At 35.8% G+C, this 17,968-nt stretch carries 15 protein-coding genes; 8 read left to right on the forward strand and 7 right to left on the reverse strand.

Going from position 1 to position 17,968, the window contains the following annotated elements; all coding sequences use genetic code 11:
- Window positions 1-28: 28 nt before the first annotated feature.
- Complete coding sequence (locus tag G7050_RS03255; protein ID WP_166111142.1) at window positions 29-2,971, forward strand: tetratricopeptide repeat protein; 2,943 nt, start codon at window positions 29-31, stop codon at window positions 2,969-2,971.
- Between the two features lie 463 nt (window positions 2,972-3,434).
- Entirely contained in the window at window positions 3,435-3,710 is a 276-nt protein-coding gene (locus G7050_RS03260) for a hypothetical protein (RefSeq protein WP_166111145.1), read from the forward strand.
- A gap of 84 nt (window positions 3,711-3,794) precedes the next feature.
- Here the strand turns inward: G7050_RS03260 and G7050_RS03265 are convergent, their stop codons facing one another.
- Window positions 3,795-4,262 carry a lysozyme inhibitor LprI family protein gene (locus G7050_RS03265; RefSeq protein WP_166111147.1) on the reverse strand — a complete coding sequence of 156 codons (468 nt, stop codon included), beginning with the start codon at window positions 4,260-4,262 and terminating at the stop codon, window positions 3,795-3,797.
- Window positions 4,263-4,502: 240 nt separating this feature from the next.
- Here G7050_RS03265 and G7050_RS03270 point away from each other — a divergent pair, with 240 nt between their 5' ends.
- Window positions 4,503-5,294 (forward strand): tetratricopeptide repeat protein, encoded by a 792-nt coding sequence (locus G7050_RS03270; RefSeq protein WP_166111150.1) that lies wholly within the window; start codon window positions 4,503-4,505, stop codon window positions 5,292-5,294.
- A 306-nt stretch (window positions 5,295-5,600) separates the two neighbouring features.
- Here the strand turns inward: G7050_RS03270 and G7050_RS03275 are convergent, their stop codons facing one another.
- Both G7050_RS03275 and G7050_RS03280 read right to left on the reverse strand, forming a co-directional pair.
- Window positions 5,601-7,058, reverse strand: a complete 1,458-nt coding sequence (locus tag G7050_RS03275; RefSeq protein WP_166111153.1) for a M56 family metallopeptidase — start codon at window positions 7,056-7,058, stop codon at window positions 5,601-5,603.
- Window positions 7,055-7,444, reverse strand: a complete 390-nt coding sequence (locus G7050_RS03280; RefSeq protein WP_185154943.1) for a BlaI/MecI/CopY family transcriptional regulator — start codon at window positions 7,442-7,444, stop codon at window positions 7,055-7,057. Before G7050_RS03280 ends, G7050_RS03275 begins: the two co-directional genes overlap by 4 nt.
- Window positions 7,445-7,723: 279 nt before the next feature.
- On the opposite strand from G7050_RS03280, the gene G7050_RS03285 reads away from it, so the two are divergent.
- The gene (locus G7050_RS03285) at window positions 7,724-8,278 is read left to right on the forward strand and encodes a hypothetical protein (protein WP_166111155.1); all 555 of its coding nucleotides are present in this window, start codon (window positions 7,724-7,726) and stop codon (window positions 8,276-8,278) included.
- Window positions 8,279-8,451: 173 nt separating this feature from the next.
- Here the strand turns inward: G7050_RS03285 and G7050_RS03290 are convergent, their stop codons facing one another.
- The gene (locus tag G7050_RS03290) at window positions 8,452-8,988 is read right to left on the reverse strand and encodes a PsbP-related protein (protein ID WP_166111158.1); all 537 of its coding nucleotides are present in this window, start codon (window positions 8,986-8,988) and stop codon (window positions 8,452-8,454) included.
- A 228-nt stretch (window positions 8,989-9,216) separates the two neighbouring features.
- On the opposite strand from G7050_RS03290, the gene G7050_RS03295 reads away from it, so the two are divergent.
- From G7050_RS03295 to G7050_RS03310, 4 genes are all read left to right on the forward strand, one after another.
- Window positions 9,217-10,461 carry a glycoside hydrolase family 88 protein gene (locus G7050_RS03295; RefSeq protein ID WP_166111161.1) on the forward strand — a complete coding sequence of 415 codons (1,245 nt, stop codon included), beginning with the start codon at window positions 9,217-9,219 and terminating at the stop codon, window positions 10,459-10,461.
- 203 nt (window positions 10,462-10,664) lie between these two features.
- A complete protein-coding gene (locus G7050_RS03300; RefSeq protein ID WP_166111165.1) occupies window positions 10,665-11,387 on the forward strand; it encodes a head GIN domain-containing protein in 723 nt (240 codons plus the stop codon).
- A 113-nt stretch (window positions 11,388-11,500) separates the two neighbouring features.
- Entirely contained in the window at window positions 11,501-12,220 is a 720-nt protein-coding gene (locus G7050_RS03305) for a head GIN domain-containing protein (RefSeq protein WP_166111168.1), read from the forward strand.
- 154 nt (window positions 12,221-12,374) lie between these two features.
- A complete protein-coding gene (locus tag G7050_RS03310) occupies window positions 12,375-14,732 on the forward strand; it encodes an ATP-dependent helicase (protein ID WP_166111171.1) in 2,358 nt (785 codons plus the stop codon).
- Here G7050_RS03310 and G7050_RS03315 read toward each other — a convergent pair whose 3' ends face one another.
- The 3 genes from G7050_RS03315 to G7050_RS03325 all read right to left on the reverse strand — a co-directional run bounded on the left by G7050_RS03315 (window position 14,733) and on the right by G7050_RS03325 (window position 17,966).
- Entirely contained in the window at window positions 14,733-15,452 is a 720-nt protein-coding gene (locus G7050_RS03315; RefSeq protein WP_166111174.1) for an SGNH/GDSL hydrolase family protein, read from the reverse strand.
- A 239-nt stretch (window positions 15,453-15,691) separates the two neighbouring features.
- Window positions 15,692-16,411, reverse strand: coding sequence for a response regulator transcription factor (locus G7050_RS03320; protein ID WP_166111177.1), 720 nt, complete (start codon window positions 16,409-16,411; stop codon window positions 15,692-15,694).
- A 7-nt stretch (window positions 16,412-16,418) separates the two neighbouring features.
- Complete coding sequence (locus G7050_RS03325) at window positions 16,419-17,966, reverse strand: sensor histidine kinase KdpD (RefSeq protein WP_166111182.1); 1,548 nt, start codon at window positions 17,964-17,966, stop codon at window positions 16,419-16,421.
- Window positions 17,967-17,968 lie beyond the last annotated feature (2 nt).

A 17,968-nucleotide genomic window follows, 5' to 3' on the forward strand; every position in this document is an offset into this window, starting at 1 on the left:
AATTTAACTATTATAAAAAAGCTGTATTATGGCTATTGACAAAAACAGGAAAACTTCTCGATTTATCAATTTTGGATGGTTTGCATGTATACTCATTGCACTTACTTTTGTTGCAGGAGGTATAAGCTATACAAATACTAAACGAATAGTAGATCGTGCCGAGCAAAATAACCAAGAACTGCAAGAGTTATTCGGAATGTTACGGGATAATTCACAATATGTAGTAGCAACCGATCAGGTAGGACGTCATTATATTGACAGTATTAATTTGGTTAAGACTCAAAAAGCTCAAAAAGCAGAAGAAGCTATTATCAAACAAGCCACTATTCAATTAACCGAATACTCAGGCATGTTGTCACGAACAGCCGACAATACAGTTATGCTGCTATTTGTCTGGGCAGCCGTATTAGCACTTATCACGCTCATTTTTTCATTCCTTGGATTTATGGAATTGAAAGACAGAATGAAAGCTGTTGAGGATACTTTAGATAAAGTAACCGATAAAAATGAAGAAATAGATCATAAGAAGAAAGACATTGATACGAAGAAACTTGAAATTGATGCTCAGAAAGAACAGATTGATGCAAAAACTCAAGAAATAGATGACCGAAAGGATGAAATAAATGCAGCCTTGGGTAAAGTAGAAAGTACGCTTTCGGAGGTTGAAAAGATAGGAATAAATATCAAAGAAGACGCACGTACTTCAAGTTACAATTTCGACATTCATGCTGCTATAAGCAAAGCTGATATGGCAACCAAAATAGGGTCACTAGAGGATATTGCAAAAAATATTGAAAAAGATGAGGTAATAGATAAAGACCGCAAAAGCAGCTTACTATATCAAACTTATTTTTATTTAGCACAAGCCTACTCTGCAAATAAAGACACGAATAAGTCTGTAGAAACATATACTAAACTGATCGAAATAAATGCTAATCAGCCTCAGGTTTTCAACAACAGGGGCAATGTATATAACAGCACAGGCGACTACGACAAAGCAATTGCCGACTATGACAAGGCTATCGAATTAAATTCTAATTATACGGAAGCTTACTACAATAAAGGAACTGCTTACAGCAGCAAAGGGCAATACGATATGGCGATTGAGAATTACAATCAGGCTCTACAATTAAAACCCGACTACGCCGAAGCATATTTCAACAAAGGAACTGCATATAGCGATAAGGGAGACTTCGATAGAGCTTTGGAGAATTACAATACAGCAATAAGCCTGAATCTGGATGATGCCGAAACCTTCTACAACAGAGGTACTACACTTAGCAACATGGGGCAATTTGATAAAGCTATCCAAGATTACAACGAAGCTCTACAATTGAATCCAAACTATACAAATGCATATTATAATCGTGCAAATGCCTATTTCAACCTAGGACTGTTTGATGATGCCATTCAGGATTATGATACAACCCTCAAGATGAATCCATACGATGCTAAAGCATACTTCAACAGAGGTTTGATATGTAAAAGCAAAGGATTATACGACAAGGCAATTGAGAACTTTGATGCAGCGTTACGAATTAAACCTAATAATATAAAGGCTTACCTCAACAGAGGTCTGGTTTATTTGGCACTGGACAATTACGATAGAGCTATTGAAGATTTTAATGCAACGCTCAGACTTAATCCGAATGACAAGGAAGCATACTACAACAGAGGGCTTGCATATTCGAAAGTGAACGAATTGGATAAAGCGATTAACGACTATAATGCTACAATTATTATCTCTCCTGATTATGATAAAGCGTATTACAGCCGAGGATTAGTATACTACACCAGAAACGAGTACGACCGGGCAATTGACAATTTCAATACCGTACTTCGATTGAATCCCGAAGATGCAGTGGTTTACAATCTTAGAGGAACAATTCTGCTAAAACGTGGTGAGATTGATAAAGCTATCGAAGATTTCAACAGAGCCATTGAACTGAATCCCGAAAATGCCGAAGCATACAACAACAGAGCTAGTGCATATAATACCAAAGGTGATCATAACAGAGCAATAGCAGATTGTAATGAGGCTTTACGCCTCGACCCCGGCAGTGTAGATATGCTTAGCCGTGGGAATGTATATTTCAGTATTGGTGAATATGATAAAGCAATTGCTGATTTTACGGAAACAATCGAGACTAAGCCTAATGAGGTTGGTGCTTATTTTAAAAGAGGTGAATCTTACTTTATAAAGAAAGAGTACGATAAAGCAATTGCTGATTTTGATGAAGTTCTTCGTCTAGATTCTAACAATACAGATGTATATGGATACAGAGCTGATGCGTACTTCCAAACTAATCAGTTTGCTTTAGCGATCAACGATTATAATCAAGTTATTTTCAATCAGAAAGCAGGACTCGAGACATATCAGAATTTGGCTACAGCCTATTTTAAACAAGAAGAATATCCGGAGGCAATTACCAGTTACGACAAAGTATTGGAGCTGTCGCACGACAACGAGGAGGCTTTTCTCAACAGAGGATTAGCATATGCATATCTTAAAGATTTTGATGCGGCAATCTTCAACTTCAATGAGCTACTGCGTGTATCTCCCGAAAATGCTGAAGGATACTTTAACAGGGGAAATGCTCATACAAACAAACAGGCATACGATGCGGCAGTAAAAGATTATACTGAAGCTATTCGTTTCAATCCCGAATTAGCAGAGACTTATTTTAACAGGGGAAATATTTACTATAATCATAGCCAACATAGTGTAGCTATTGAAGATTACAGCAAAGCTATCGAATTAAACCCCAACTATACTAAAGCATATTTCAATAGAGGTTTGGCGTGTAAAATAACTGAGCAATATCAACAAGGTCTTGACGACTTTATAAGAGTGATGTCTCTGGAGCCAAACAACCAACGATTGATCGAAAAAGCTCAAAAACAAGTTGATCTAATTACCAAATTGATGAAGGTACAATCTCCTGATTCAAATGATAATCTGGAAGAATAAGGATCAGATCATATTGTCATAATAAAAGAAGAAGAAATCAAAATTGGTTTCTTCTTTTTTTATCTATATGAAAAAACATCTCCTTATGCTAACATTATTTTTAGTTTGTATTTCGATAAATTTATCAGGTATTCTACTCGGAAAAGTATTAACCGAGCATCCAGATTTCTCACTAACACGATTTTCTAAAAAATTCAATCGCAAACCCTTCAACTGTAAACCCTGCTTAACTTTTCATCTTTTATGGATAATTTATACAATTGTGTCAATCACTTTATCCTCATGGTTAATATGGACTATTGGGCTTATATTTTCGGTCATCATATTTATAATACTATATCTTGATGACAATTCGAAAATTATTAAATAAGATTTTATTTCCTACTCTTACTGTAAACACGAGGAGCACTTATATCCAAAAACGCATCATTAAATATTCCCTATTCACTAAATTACATATAGTATGACACTTACAAAAACAAAACAAACGACAGATACATTAGTACAAAAAGTTGAATTTCTTTTAAAAGAAGTAAACTCAACCCATCGCTATAGCATGAGCCGCATTTATGGATTGTATAATGAGGTATTTGCTGTAGCCGAAATTCCCCAATCATGTGCCAGTTGCCTTATCCGAAAAGTAAACGAGTTAAAATCATGGCTAATCCAACAATCTAAAGACGAAAATAGTGTAGATATTAAAACCGATCTAAAAGTTGCAAAAAAGGGAAAGAAGTAAAGCAACCCAGACTAACATGCAAAATAAAAAGAAGGTTTACTCGGTATACGAAGTAGACCTTCTTTTTATTTTCGGAGCTGAGCTTCAATTAAGAGTCGAAAACATCAATAAATCATATAATTCAAAAACGCGTCGACGTGTAATATCAGCATCTGCACCCGCTGCAATGACATTCCATATAGTTCCTCCGCCCGAAGCCTCGTAGGTCTGATTCTTCATACCCCAAATCAATTTCTTCTCACTATCTCTCAACGAGATCCAATTACGCTGACTCATCCTCAATAATTCTTTATTCTCATCGTTTAAGATATTCAATAATACCTTATAATATTTATTGAGCAGTTTATCATATCCCTGCTCCAGATAACGTGAGGCTTCGATCATACCATATGTTGAATAGTCTTTATCCAACATCACTCTCACCGACTGTTCTACTTGTGCGGTGTCTTGCTTAAATTCGTTTTTTTTGCTCTCTGACCAATCATAGTCCTGTGCTTTAAGATCATTATTTAAACAAATTAAACTTAGTAAAAAAAATAAATAGACTCTCATTTCGTTTATATTAAATACATCAAAATAAAACAGACCTTCTGATTAATAATTAGAAAGTATATTCGGTTACTGCATTTTCTCCAATACAATAGTAAAGAGAAGATTCACGACTTTAAAGCTATAAAATATTAATGCTAATTTCTATATCCGGTAAGTTGATAATTCCTTATTGAGGCTATTTTAATTACTTTTGTATATATATTTAAATAAAAAACGGATAGGTCTCTGACCTTTTAATATATGGGTAACAACGGATTAAATAAAATATTAGGATTTTTAGGATTAGATAAATCCGAAAATAGCCAATCTTATGAGCAAGAGAACTACTCATCTCTTTACTCTGAAAAATTAAGAGATGCTTTATCTCAACCACCTGGTGCTGAGAAAGCCGGTGCTCTCAGAGAATTAATCGGAGAGATCGAGAATGAAAATTTATCTTTAGAAGAAGAATCTCCGGCTCAGAAAGTCGACAAATATAGTAGTGCCGGAGTAGCATATTCTGAATTACAGGAGTATGAAAAGGCAATACAATATCACAACAAAGCTATCGAAATAGCTAACAGCATTCCAGCTCTTTACTACAACAGAGCAAATACCTACAATAAACTTGGTGAATATCAAAAAGCTATAATCGACTACAAAAAGGCAATTACGCTGGATCCCGACAATGCTGATTATCATTGTAATTTAGGATATACCTACGACGATTTGGGTATGTACGAGGAAGCTGTTGATAATTACAATAAAGCAATCGAAATAAATCCGTATAATACAATCAACTTAAGTTGCAGAGCCGCAGCCTATGTCAATATTAAAGAATTTGAAAAGGCAATTAACGACTATAATCAAGCTATAGAGCTTGACCCTTTCGATCCGCAATTGTTTTTTAACAGAGGACTAGCTCTAGCCAATAGTGGACAAATAAATGATGCTATCAAAGATTTTGAAGAGTGTCTTGCGATTGACCCGCAGAATCACTTTGGACAGAAAGGTCTGGCAGTATTAGCTCTCGAAAAATTACGTCCCATTTGATTAGACTACTTCAATTTTCTCTTCATTCTTCAAGTTGTTCTTTCGCTTTAGAGTCTATCACTCGAAGTATTCAGATACTGATTGAAGTAACAGCTCAGGCAATTCAAATAATACTTTTTGATTATGCTTGTTACGTAATTTTCAGAATTAGTTTTCCTTTGGTGCTGCCTTATAATATAAGGATGAGTTTTCTATATAGATAAAAAACTCATCCTTAACTCAGAAATCCATTATGTTCGTAGTATTTATATGAAGTAAGGTCGTCTTAAATATATTTATAGCTATTATACCAGCTAAACTGCGACCTTAATTCTTTTTTAGAGTAACGAGTATTACACCGTCTTTAGCTCTTTCTCCGTATGATTCAATAGCCTTATCTCCTTTCAGAACTTCTATACGTTCTATTTTATCAGGGCTTAATGCTTGAAGGATCTCGCCTGTTGCCTCCTTACCATTTATAAAGACTATAGGTTTACCCGCTTTAATATTTGTCATTTTAAAACCCTCATCGTTATCAGAAGAAATTACAGATAATCCGTTCTTGTCTTCATTTACAGATATAGTGTTCGTACCGGACTGTCCTTGATCTGATGCTACAGGGTCACTAATATTTATCATTATCGGAACGGATACAGAAGCCCCTTTTTTAGTTGTAATTACGATTACCCCATTTTCGCCTTTGCTCCCATATGCCGCTATTGCAGACTTGTCTTTAAGCACTGAGACTGATTCTATATTTTTAGAGTCAAGCCCTTTCATTCCTGAAACTGACGATTCTTTACCGTCAATAATATAGAGGGCTTTATTCGCATCGGAATTATTATTAATATGGTCGGCTGCAAATCCAATAACCTTTACTGAATCCCGGGCAAAGACAGATGACACATTATCAGAGTTCTCTCCAGTAGATTTAAATATAAAACGAGGTGTTGCCGAAGCCCAGAAGAATAATCCAAAAGAAGGGATAAGAGCCAGCACAGCTGCTCTTCTCCAAGGTGAAGTTTTTTCTTTCTTAATCATAAATAAACGATTTAATTGGTTTGGATAAGTAAATGAATTAGAGAAAGAAAACACCGGGCCCTGAAATCTTTGATTGATAAGTGCAGCCTGATATATGGCAGGAGAAATACCCGCATCTATTACCGCTTTATCAGCTAAGAATTCGTGATTCTCTTTCTGTGAAGACACGTATAACCACATCAAGGGATTGAACCATTGCAGTAATAGTGCACATTCGCTGCATAATAGATCTATCCAATGTTTTTGAGATATGTGAGTTATTTCATGTTTTAATATTACGTCTTTTTCAATTTCACTCATATTCATTGTATTGATAGCAATGCAATTGAGTACTGTAAAAGGTGATTTTATCAGAGGGCTGTCTACCACTTTGTAGTAATCGGTTTTAGTTTGTATTCCGGATTTTATTAATCGAATTATTTTCCGGTATGATGTCAGATTACGTAACAATTGTATTATAATGCCGGTTATGTAAACAACGGACAAAAGAAACCATATATTTATTTCTGCCGTTTCTTCCACGAGGGGTATTGATGGATCAGAAAGTGAAGACACAGATACAGGAAGAACTACATCGTATGAAAAACGTATCGTTGGTAAAATGAATGAGGCTAATAATCCCGACAAGAGAAATATACGATTGAATCGGAAAAATGTGGAGGAGCGAAGGAACATTCTATAAATAATAAAGAATATTCCAATACAAATAGCGGATTGACCTATATATATGATAAACTCTTTCATAATCCTTTTTCTTTTTTGTTTTGATCTTCCTGTAATGACTGTCTGGTTTCCTCCAAAAGCTTATCCAAGTCATCTATTGATAAATTGGCTTCTTTGGCAAAGAAAGAAGTCATCGAAGAAAAAGATCCGTCGAAATAGTTTTTCAAAAAGCCGAATAATTGTTTTTTCGAGTAGTCTTCTTTTTTTATAATCGCCCAGTAAACATTCGATCGACCATCCGTTCTGTGAGCCACAAACTCTTTAGTCTCTAATATTCCTAAAATGGTAGCTATGGTAGTTCTTGCTGGTTTCTCTTTAATAAACTCCTTTAATATATCCTGCACTGTGCCCTCCCCTAGAGTCCACAGTATCTGCATAATTTGTTCTTCAGCCTTTGTCAGTTGCATAATTATTCGATGTTATGAAGCAAATGTATGTCTAAAAAATTAGACATACAATAGTCCACCTCTTTTTTCGTCTAAAAAGTTAGACATATAGAGATTTCAGTCCCCAATTTAGTTAAAATATATATTATTAATAAGCTATATAAATACCACGGAGTGCGTTTCGGCTAACGAGAAAACCCTTATATCGGATTTGAACTGCTTTATTAAAGAATGTAAATAGATTAAACCTCTACTCTTATTTCAGGTCAAAGATGCATAAACAATTAAAAGTAAGAAAATATGAAAAAGATATTATTGTCATTAGCATTATTAGCAAGTATTTCATTCGGGGTATCAGCTCAAGGCAAAGATGGCGGACGCAGAGGTGGCGACAGAACTAAAGCTCTTCAAGAGTTGAACCTGACAGCAGAGCAACAAGAGAAAATGAAAGCTTTGACAGAAGATTTTAAAACAAAGAACAGTGCATTACGAAGTCAGCAAAGAGATTTACGAAAAACTCATCAGGCAGATATAAAAGCATTACTTACACCCGAGCAGCAAGTAAAATGGCAAGCTATGGTTGATAAGAAAACAAAGGGAGATAATAGAGGTGGTAAGAATTTTGGAAACAGAAACAGAGGCGGAAAACAAATGAAGTTAGATGCTGCAACGACAGCTAAATTAGCAGATTTGAAATCGAATTTCGAAAAAGAAAAGAAAGCTGTAGAAATGACCCGCATAGCTCCCGAAGTTCAAAAAGAGAGAATTCAAGCTTTAAGAGATAAGTATAGAACCGAAAAAAGAGCAATCATAAAAGAAGCACGCCCTAAAAAAGACGAAAACCGTGTAGTGTAAATAAAGTTTATAGTTTAATACATGAAGAGGCTGCCCGCAAAAGTGGGGCAGCCTCTTTTATTTTCGACTCCGGATATTCTTATTATTTAAGTTCGCAGAACTATTTATTGCTTTGGCAAGCAAAACAGCGATAGGCTGTTATGCCTTTAAAATGTGTCATTAAATATTTCCTTTTACTTAAATGAGTTGAATATAGGAGAAATCATTGCATTATAAGTGTCTTTTTCTTCTTTTGGATATTTAAGAATAGCTGTAACTAAAGCTCCTTTCGTGAAAATTGTCTTTTGATAATAGAGCATGTCTCCATCCAGACCCGATATAACATAATAATTGGGACTCAATGCACTATGAGCAATCTGACGTCCTTTTTTATCGGCTATGTCTTCTTCATAAGCTGCATTAAAAGCCAGAGAGGCACCACTCTTATCTGTACGCTTATCGCTATAAATACGCAACTCTGCTTTTCCTTCGGCAGCCTTGAAAATTTGCTCTTCACTATTTGCTGAGGCATCCTGAGGTAAAAGTATATCTTTCGGATAGCTTATACTGTATCCCAAAAGTTCATTGGTATAAGTACCTGCTGCTACTTTGTTACTATCGGCAACCTGTTCAACAGATTCACTCTGTGCATTCTCTTTATTTGAATTTCCACCGCAACTAACAACCATTACGGCTAGTGCTAAGATAATTGTACTTTTAATAAGTTTCATATTATTTTATTTAAAGGTCTCAGACCTGTTTATTGATTAAGCAACAAAGAAACTATATCGAAATATACAGTCCCATATTTACACAGATGATAAAGATATAGAAAATCATCGTATCGGCATTACTTTTTCAGGTTCGATTATGCATATCAACTATTTATACCTTACAATACATGTTAAAAGATTATTTTTCCTATTTTTGGAATTATACAACCTTAATTTATTTATTATATGAAAACATCAAAAATAACAGTACTCACTTTTTTATTAATGGGTACCTTCTTTATCACTTCTTGCACAAAAGAAAAAAAGAAAGAAAAAGAAAACTTCATCAACGAAAATGTAGAGTTTGCCTCAGCACAAACAAAGCTTATGCTTGCTAATGTAGGAGAACCAACAGGCAAAAACTATCCACGCACGGCCAATGAGAACGGTACACTGAGAGTTACCGATATGTATGACTGGACTCCCGGATTTTTTCCCGGTTCGCTATGGTATTTATATGAATTGACCGGTGATACTACATGGAGATACAATGCCGAGAAATGGACACATTCGCTCGAACCTCTAAAAACGTATACTGGCAATCACGATCTTGGCTTTATGATGTATTGCAGCTATGGTAATGCCGAACGGTTGGCTTCTAAGCCTGAATACAAGGATATACTGATTGAGAGTGCCCGGTCTTTATCAACACGATATGATGATAAAGTACAATCGATAAAGTCCTGGAATGGGGGTAAGGCATGGGGAGATACTACAAAATGGACTTTTCCGGTTATCATTGATAATATGATGAATCTTGAGTTACTTTTCAATGCTTCGAAAATATCGGGAGATAAACAATTCTACGATATTGCTGTAAAGCATGCTAATACAACCATCAAAAATCATTTCCGGGAAGACTTCAGCTCGTATCATGTTGTAGATTACGATACCATAACGGGGGACGTCCGTTTCAAAGGAACAGCTCAGGGTTTTAGCGACAACTCTACATGGGCTCGCGGTCAGGCATGGGCAATTTACGGATTTACTATGGTCTACAGGGAAACAAAGGATTCAACTTATCTGAATACAGCTAAACAGTTGGCTGATTACTTCATAAAAAATTTACCTGCCGATTTTATACCTCTATGGGATTTTAATGTAGCCCAGACCGGATATACCCCTCAGGGAAAATCATATGCTGTAGAGTTTCAGGAAAAATTAAAAGATGCATCGGCAGCAGCCATTGTCTGCTCTGCCTTATTTGAATTAGGGGAGTTTACTCAGAATAAATCTTACACCGAAATGGCGATCAAAATGCTTCATAGCTTGGCATCTCCAAATTATAGAGCAACTTTAGGCACAAATGCTAATTTCATAATTATGCATTGTGTGGGAAGTATTCCTCATAAGTCAGAGATTAACGTTCCGTTATGCTATGCCGATTACTACTTCTTAGAAGCACTGGTTAGATATAAGAATCTTAAATAAGGTCTCCGACTAGTAAAAAAGAGGGTGTGACAAAAGAAGTTAGTAACGCATAACACACAGATACTATACTTTCTGTTTTTTCAGTGTAATCGTTGTTCTATCTAGACTTTTGGCACACCTTCTTTTTTTTTCGTGAATTTTCTTTTATTTTTTTGTAACCAATCACACTTCAAGGTAGTCATATAAGAAAAACCTAAACAATTATGAAAATACTAGTATGCGTCTTGATGAGTGTCATAGTTATGACTTCGTGTAACATGTCCGCTTTTAAAAACGGAGTCAAAGGAAATGGCAATATGGTTTCTAAAGAAATAGCCATAGACGATTACAATAGCATTTCAGTAAGTAACCAGTTTGATATTGTCTACACACAAAAAGTAGATGAGAAACCTTATTTACGTATCGAAATCGATGAAAACCTAGTTAATTATGTATCGGCAACAGTAGAAAACAACAAGTTAACGATAGAGTCTACCTCAGAGATTAATCCTAAGTATTATAAAATATATACTAACTCGACTTCTTTATCTGAGCTTTCGGCTGGTGGAATAAATGATATCGAATTAAAAGACTCGATCTATTCCGAAAATCTGCAAATATCAGGGTCGGGAGCCGGACATATTACAGCCAAAAATCTGCATTGTAAGAATATAAACATAAATATGTCAGGTATTGCAGATATAACTCTTGGTGGAGAAGCTTCTAATCTAAATATGTCTGTTAGTGGGAAAGCCAATATTAATGCATACGAGTTGGAATCGGAGAATGCAGATTGTTCTGTATCAGGAATGGGATATGTCGATATATATGCATCCCAAGTACTTTCTGCTCATGTTAGCGGTGTAGGGAAAATCAATTATAAAGGGAATCCGAAAGAAAAAAATCTATCAACCAGTGGCATCGGTAGTATAAAAGCAAAAGAATAGTCTAAAAAACTATTTTGTTGTAACATATCATCAAACAAAAGAGTCTTACATAAAAAGACGGGGAGAATTGCTATTCTCCCATACAAGATATTCACTTTACTTAAATTGCAATTATGAAAAAAATCTTAGCTGTCCTATGTGTACTAGTCGCAATCACATCCTGTAAGGCAAGTTCCAACTCTTCCACTAAAGGGAATAAAAAAATAACTTCTGTTGAAAAGTCTGTAACTTCATATTCTGAAATATCCGTTGCCGGATCTTGTGATATCATTTATGAACAGAAGTCCAATCAGAAACCGTATTTGCGTATTGAAATAGATGATAATCTTCAACAATACGTAAAAGCTCAAGTCAAGAATGGTGTCTTGCAAGTATCACTAGACGGTAGAAACATTCAACCAAGCAAATTCAGGGCTTATACAAACTCTGCCTCTCTAACTAAGGTAAGAATAGCCGGATCGGGAGATGTGACACTCAAAAATGAGCTTAAATCTCCTTCATTAAATATATCCATAGCAGGTTCGGGAGACCTAACTGCCGAGAACCTTCAATGCAACGATTTCTCTATTTCTATAGCAGGTTCGGGTGATGCTGAATTGAAAGGCAAGGCAACCAACAGCAATATTTCGATAAGTGGAAGTGGCGATATAGATGCCGGTAATCTGGTAACAAAAAACACAATCTGTTCAATACAGGGTTCGGGAGGAGCCAGAGTATATGCAACTGAAGAACTCACTGCAAAAATAAGTGGTAGCGGAGATATTCGATTTAAAGGAAATCCCATAAAACTCAACAAAACAGTTAGAGGATCGGGAAGTATATCTTCTTTTTAAAATATAAAACGCCCTTTTTTAAGTAAAGCCGATATTTGCAATATAGATTGCGAGTGTCGGCTTTATAAGTAGTTCAACAAACCTATCGAAATAAATTTACTCAATTTGTTTCAGTGGGTTTGTTGCATTATGTATCTTTGTCTTATATATGGATATGGATAATCTACTACAAGAACTCAACGGATCACAACGTGAAGCTGTTGAATATAATGACGGTCCCTCACTCGTTATAGCCGGAGCCGGATCGGGTAAGACACGTGTACTTACTTACAAAATTGCCTATTTACTACATCTGGGGCTTCCCCCGCACAATATATTATCGCTCACTTTTACCAACAAAGCGGCACGTGAAATGAAAGCACGTGTAGGACAATTAATGGGCGAAAGTGTAGCACGCCGTTTATGGATGGGTACATTCCACTCGATATTTTCAAGAATTCTCAGAACCGAAGCCGAAAAGATTGGATTCACGTCTAATTTTACCATCTTCGATTCAGCCGATTCACGTAACCTGATAAAGACCATTATCAAAGAATATCAGTTGGATGATAAAGTGTACAAGCCCGCCCGTATACAATCGATGATTTCCAATGCAAAGAATGCTTTAGTATCGCCTATTGCCTATGCCCAAAGTAAAGAGATGCAGGAATATGATATGAAAGCTAAAGTTCCGATGGTTAAGGATATCTACAGATCGTACAATGCCCGTTTGCAGGCGTCTAACACCATGGACTTTGATGATTTGCTATATTATACCAATAGATTATTCAGAGACCACCCTGAGGTCTTAAAGAACTACCAGGATCGTTTCCAGTTTATTCTAGTAGATGAGTATCAGGATACTAACTTTGCTCAATACCTTGTAGTTAAACAATTGGCTGATGCACATCATCGTGTATGTGTGGTAGGAGACGATGCACAAAGTATCTACTCGTTTCGTGGAGCTAATATCGATAATATTCTTAATTATAAGAGTAATTATCCCGAAGCTCGTATATTTAAACTTGAACAGAATTATCGTTCTACTCAGAATATTGTAAATGCAGCCAATAGCCTTATCAAACAAAATAAGGGGCAGATACAAAAAAATGTTTTTTCAGAAAATCAGGTAGGCGAAAAACTCGAAGTAGCCAGTGCATTCTCGGACTTCGAAGAAGGAGTAATCGTTGCCAATAAAATACAAGACCTCCGACGACATAGAGATTCATCTTACAGTGATTTTGTAATTCTTTACAGAACCAATGCACAGTCGCGTGTATTCGAAGAGTCGCTTCGTAAGAAGAATATACCGTATCGTATATATGGCGGACTTTCGTTCTACCAACGAAAAGAAATAAAAGATGTTATTGCCTATTTTCGTATGGTAGTCAATCCGAAAGATGAGGAAGCATTTAAACGTATCATCAATTATCCGACCCGGGGAATAGGAAATACGACAGTGGGTAAGATTGTAGATACAGCCCAGCTTCACAATCTCAGTTTATGGGAAACGATAAGTGATCCGTTAGGTCATAATCTGAATGTAAATGCAGGAACAGCTAAAAAGCTTAAAGATTTCCAAATTCTAATTGATGGCTTTATAAAGGAATTGCCTGTAGCTTCAGCATACGAATTAGCTACTAAAATAGTCAAGGAAAGTGGTATCGCCAGAGAAGCTTATCAAGACCAAACACCTGAAGGAATGAGCCGTCAGGAGAACTTACAGGAGCTTTTAGGTGGTATACATGAATTTTGTGAATCGAGAGTGGAGGAAGGCGAGCAAAATATCGGATTGATTGATTTCTTATCCGAAGTTTCGCTATTGAGTGATCAGGATACCGATAAGGAAGGGGATCATGAGAAAGTAACTATGATGACTATTCATGCCTCGAAAGGACTTGAGTTTAAGAATGTGTTTGTTGTTGGATTGGAAGAAGATCTTTTCCCGTCCTCTATGACTAAATCCGAACCCAAAGGCTTGGAAGAGGAACGTCGCTTATTTTATGTAGCCATAACCAGAGCCGAACAGTTTTGTATGCTTACCTATGCAAAGAGTCGTTTTCGTAACGGGCAGACCAACTCCTGCAATCCAAGTCGGTTCCTTAAAGATATAAATCCGGAGTACCTCAATGCCAATGCAGGTGTATTGGAAGGCAGTATGGGTGGATTCTCTCAACAAACACAAGGCAGCTTCTGGGATAATGTACGTAAAAACAGAGAAGAGAAAGAGGAAATTAGGCAGGTACAACTAAGAGAGGATTCGATTTTCGAAAGCCCCCAGATACCATCACGAGAAAATAAATACTCTAAGCCCAACTTTGTAAATGCACGAACCGCCGAGCCTAAAACGCCTCTAACAAAGGATATTTATGGTATACAAGTGGGTGCGGTAATCAAGCACGAACGATTCGGTATAGGTACAGTTAGTGCTATTGAGGGTGATGCCGCGAGTCGAAAAGCGACTGTCGAGTTCGAAAATGCTGGGGTAAAACAATTACTCTTAAAATTTGCCCGATTCGAGATTATCGGTTAATTATAAAGCCAACTCGTTATAAATGATACGGGCCATATCCTCATATCCTTTTTGATTGGGGTGTACGCCATCCATCGTAAAAACGCCTCTATTTGTGTGTACATCTGTTGGCGGAACCCAATATGGCTCTTTTGAAAAGTCCCAGTCACATAAGTTATAGAAGTCTATGCAATGAACCTTATATTTATTGCAACATTCAACAACTGCATCTCTTTTTCGGAGCCAATTGTCTGATCTTGAAAATTTATTGAATCTGTTACTTCGTTTTTGAGGTAAAGTGGTACAAAATACCAGAAATGGTCTTTCGGGAGAAATATCCTCAGCACTTAACATATGAGTACTGTCATCCATGTTATAATGCTTATCGATTTTTTCTATTATATGTGCTACTGCCTGTATAAAAGTATAACCTGAATAATCTTTTGTAATGTCGGTTTCTTTGACCGGAATTTCATCTGTTGCCCCAAAAGTACCTACTTCACCCTTTACTCCGGCATCATTTCCTCCTACTAAACAGATTATAATATCAGGCTTATAGTCAAAAATCAGCTGCAATTGTGCATCTCTGGCTAACTGACTTGTTGTGTATCCGGGAAAGCCTCCCGCATATACTTCGGCTCCTGTTAATTCTTCAAGTGCCGATTTATACCACGGGTATTCCGATGAAGAAATACTGTCGCCATATAAAAGAATCTTTTTTCCTTTTAATGGGATTTTCATGTTTTTACGGTATACTTTTAATTGATTGATATCTTTGCTCTTATGCCCATAGTTACAACTCGGTGCAGAGAGTATAAACATCAGCAAGATTATTGTAAACCTGACTACTGTAGATAGGTTATTAGACTTAGATAATATCATAAGATAGGTTCTCTAAAATTAGTAGGCAGACCTCATAAAAAAGAAAGCCACCTTTAAATTAAAGTTGACTTTCTTCTTTATAGTAGTAACGTTTTTATTTAAGCTTCGCTATCATCAGCGTCTTCGTTTACCGGAGCTATCAGCTTGTAACCTTTTCCGTGAATATTGATAATTTCAATTTCAGGATCAGCTTTTAACAGCTTTCTAAGCTTAGTAATATAAACATCCATACTTCTGGCATTAAAGTAGTTATCATCTACCCATATTTGTTTTAAAGCATGGTTACGTTCCAAAATATCATTAGCATGAGCACAAAGTAATCCTAAAAGTTCCGATTCCTTTGTTGTCAATTTGGTACTCTCTCCACTAATGGTTAGGATTTGTTTTTGAGTATCAAAAACCATTTTACCAAATTGATATACTTGACGATCTTTACCTTTTTTGCCTTTTACTCTTCTGAATATAGCTTCGATACGAAGCACCAATTCTTCCATACTAAAAGGTTTGGTAATATAGTCATCAGCTCCGGCCTTAAAGCCATCCAAGATATCATCCTTCATATTTTTAGCTGTTAAAAATATAATTGGAATATCCGGATTAATTGCTCTAATTTCTTTTACCAATGTTATTCCGTCTTTCTTGGGCATCATTACGTCTAAAACACATAAATCGTATTTTTCTTTAACAAAACCCTTATACCCGGCTTCTCCGTCCGGATATAAATCTGTGTCGAATCCTTTAGCTTGGAGGTACTCTCTGAGTAACATTCCTAGGTTTTCGTCATCTTCACATAAAAATAATTTCAACTTCTCTTCCATAATATCTCTACTTTATATTGAATAAACTTATAATAAATTTGGTTCCTTGTCCCAATTCACTTTCTACTTTAATAGTTCCTTTATGATCTTCAACTATTTTCTTAACATAAGCCAGACCTAATCCAAAACCTTTTACATCGTGTAGGTTTCCGGTAGACACCCTAAAGAAGCGTTCAAAAATCTTTTTAGCATCTTCTTTTTTTATACCTATTCCATTATCTTCAACACTTATATATATCTTATTGTTTTGATTCCATGTCCTTATCATCAATTCTAAGGTCACATCTTCGCGTCTATATTTAAGTGCATTATCTAACAAATTAAATAAAACATTTGTAAAGTGCATTTCATCTGCACTTATTAATGTATCATTTGCTTCGAGATCAATATCAATTTTTCCTCCGAATTTTTCAACCTTAAGCTGAAAAGTGTTCGCTACATTTACGATTACATCATTTGCATCTAACTCTTTGAATTTCAGCGTTGCCTTTTGCTTCTCGAAAAGAGACATCTGCAAAACCTTTTCTACCTGAAAACTCAGACGTTTAGTTTCATCATTTATAACACTTGATATGTGTTTAAATATTTCCGGTGACTTCATTATTCCCGGATCTTTTAGCATCTGGGCAGCCAAAGAAATTGTCGATACAGGAGTCTTCAACTCGTGAGTCATGTTATTCATAAAGTCGCTCTTCATTTCCGACAAACGCTTTTGTCTGAATATTAAATAGATTGATATTATAAATGTCACTAAAAGAATTAATGTAAATACAAAAGCCGGTACTATAAACGAAATCTCATCACTAAAAAGATAATCTTTCTTTGTAGGAAAAGATACCCTCAGGTAGTTTAACTTATCAATAGGATCATTAGGATATAATACCTGAGTATATAATGCATTCTTATCAGGCTCTCCATAATTCTCCTGTTTATATACAGGTTTATCATTTTTATCTACAATTTCGAACCGAAATGGTAAATCGATACCATTGTATCGGAGTTCGTCTTTTATATTATCGTTTAATGTTTTATAATTTAATTTTTCATCCAGAGGAACTGTACTTGATGTTTGAATTAATTTATAGATCACATTATCTAATAACTGCCTTTGATAATCGTAACGTTGCTTAAATAATTCTTGTATATTAAACGATGCCTGTGCTAAAGCATTTGCTCCTCCACGCGAAGCATTGTTGCTCTTTGGCGATTTTATACTGGTCGTTTGAGAAATATTATACTCCATATTCATGATCGGAGCACCCGTAGGGTCAGTAATTTGTATTTGCTGAGTATGTGTTACGGTTTTTTCTCCTCCTAATGGATCTTTATACCCATTTTTATTCTGAAAATCAATAATTTCCTGATCCAGATATTTTTTAGTCTGATCCAGTTCTAAATTTTTAGATACTTGGTAAAGGCTTCTGCTTACTGCCTCTTCAAACTGATCATTCCTCATTTTAAGGGAGATACGGAAATAACTAATCTGCAAGTACAGTAGACCGAAAAAGGTGAAAGCCATCACCCCTGCGAGTAACCATATCGTTGATTTTTTCATTT

The sequence above is a fragment of the Dysgonomonas sp. HDW5A genome (assembly GCF_011299555.1).
Classification (GTDB): domain Bacteria; phylum Bacteroidota; class Bacteroidia; order Bacteroidales; family Dysgonomonadaceae; genus Dysgonomonas_A.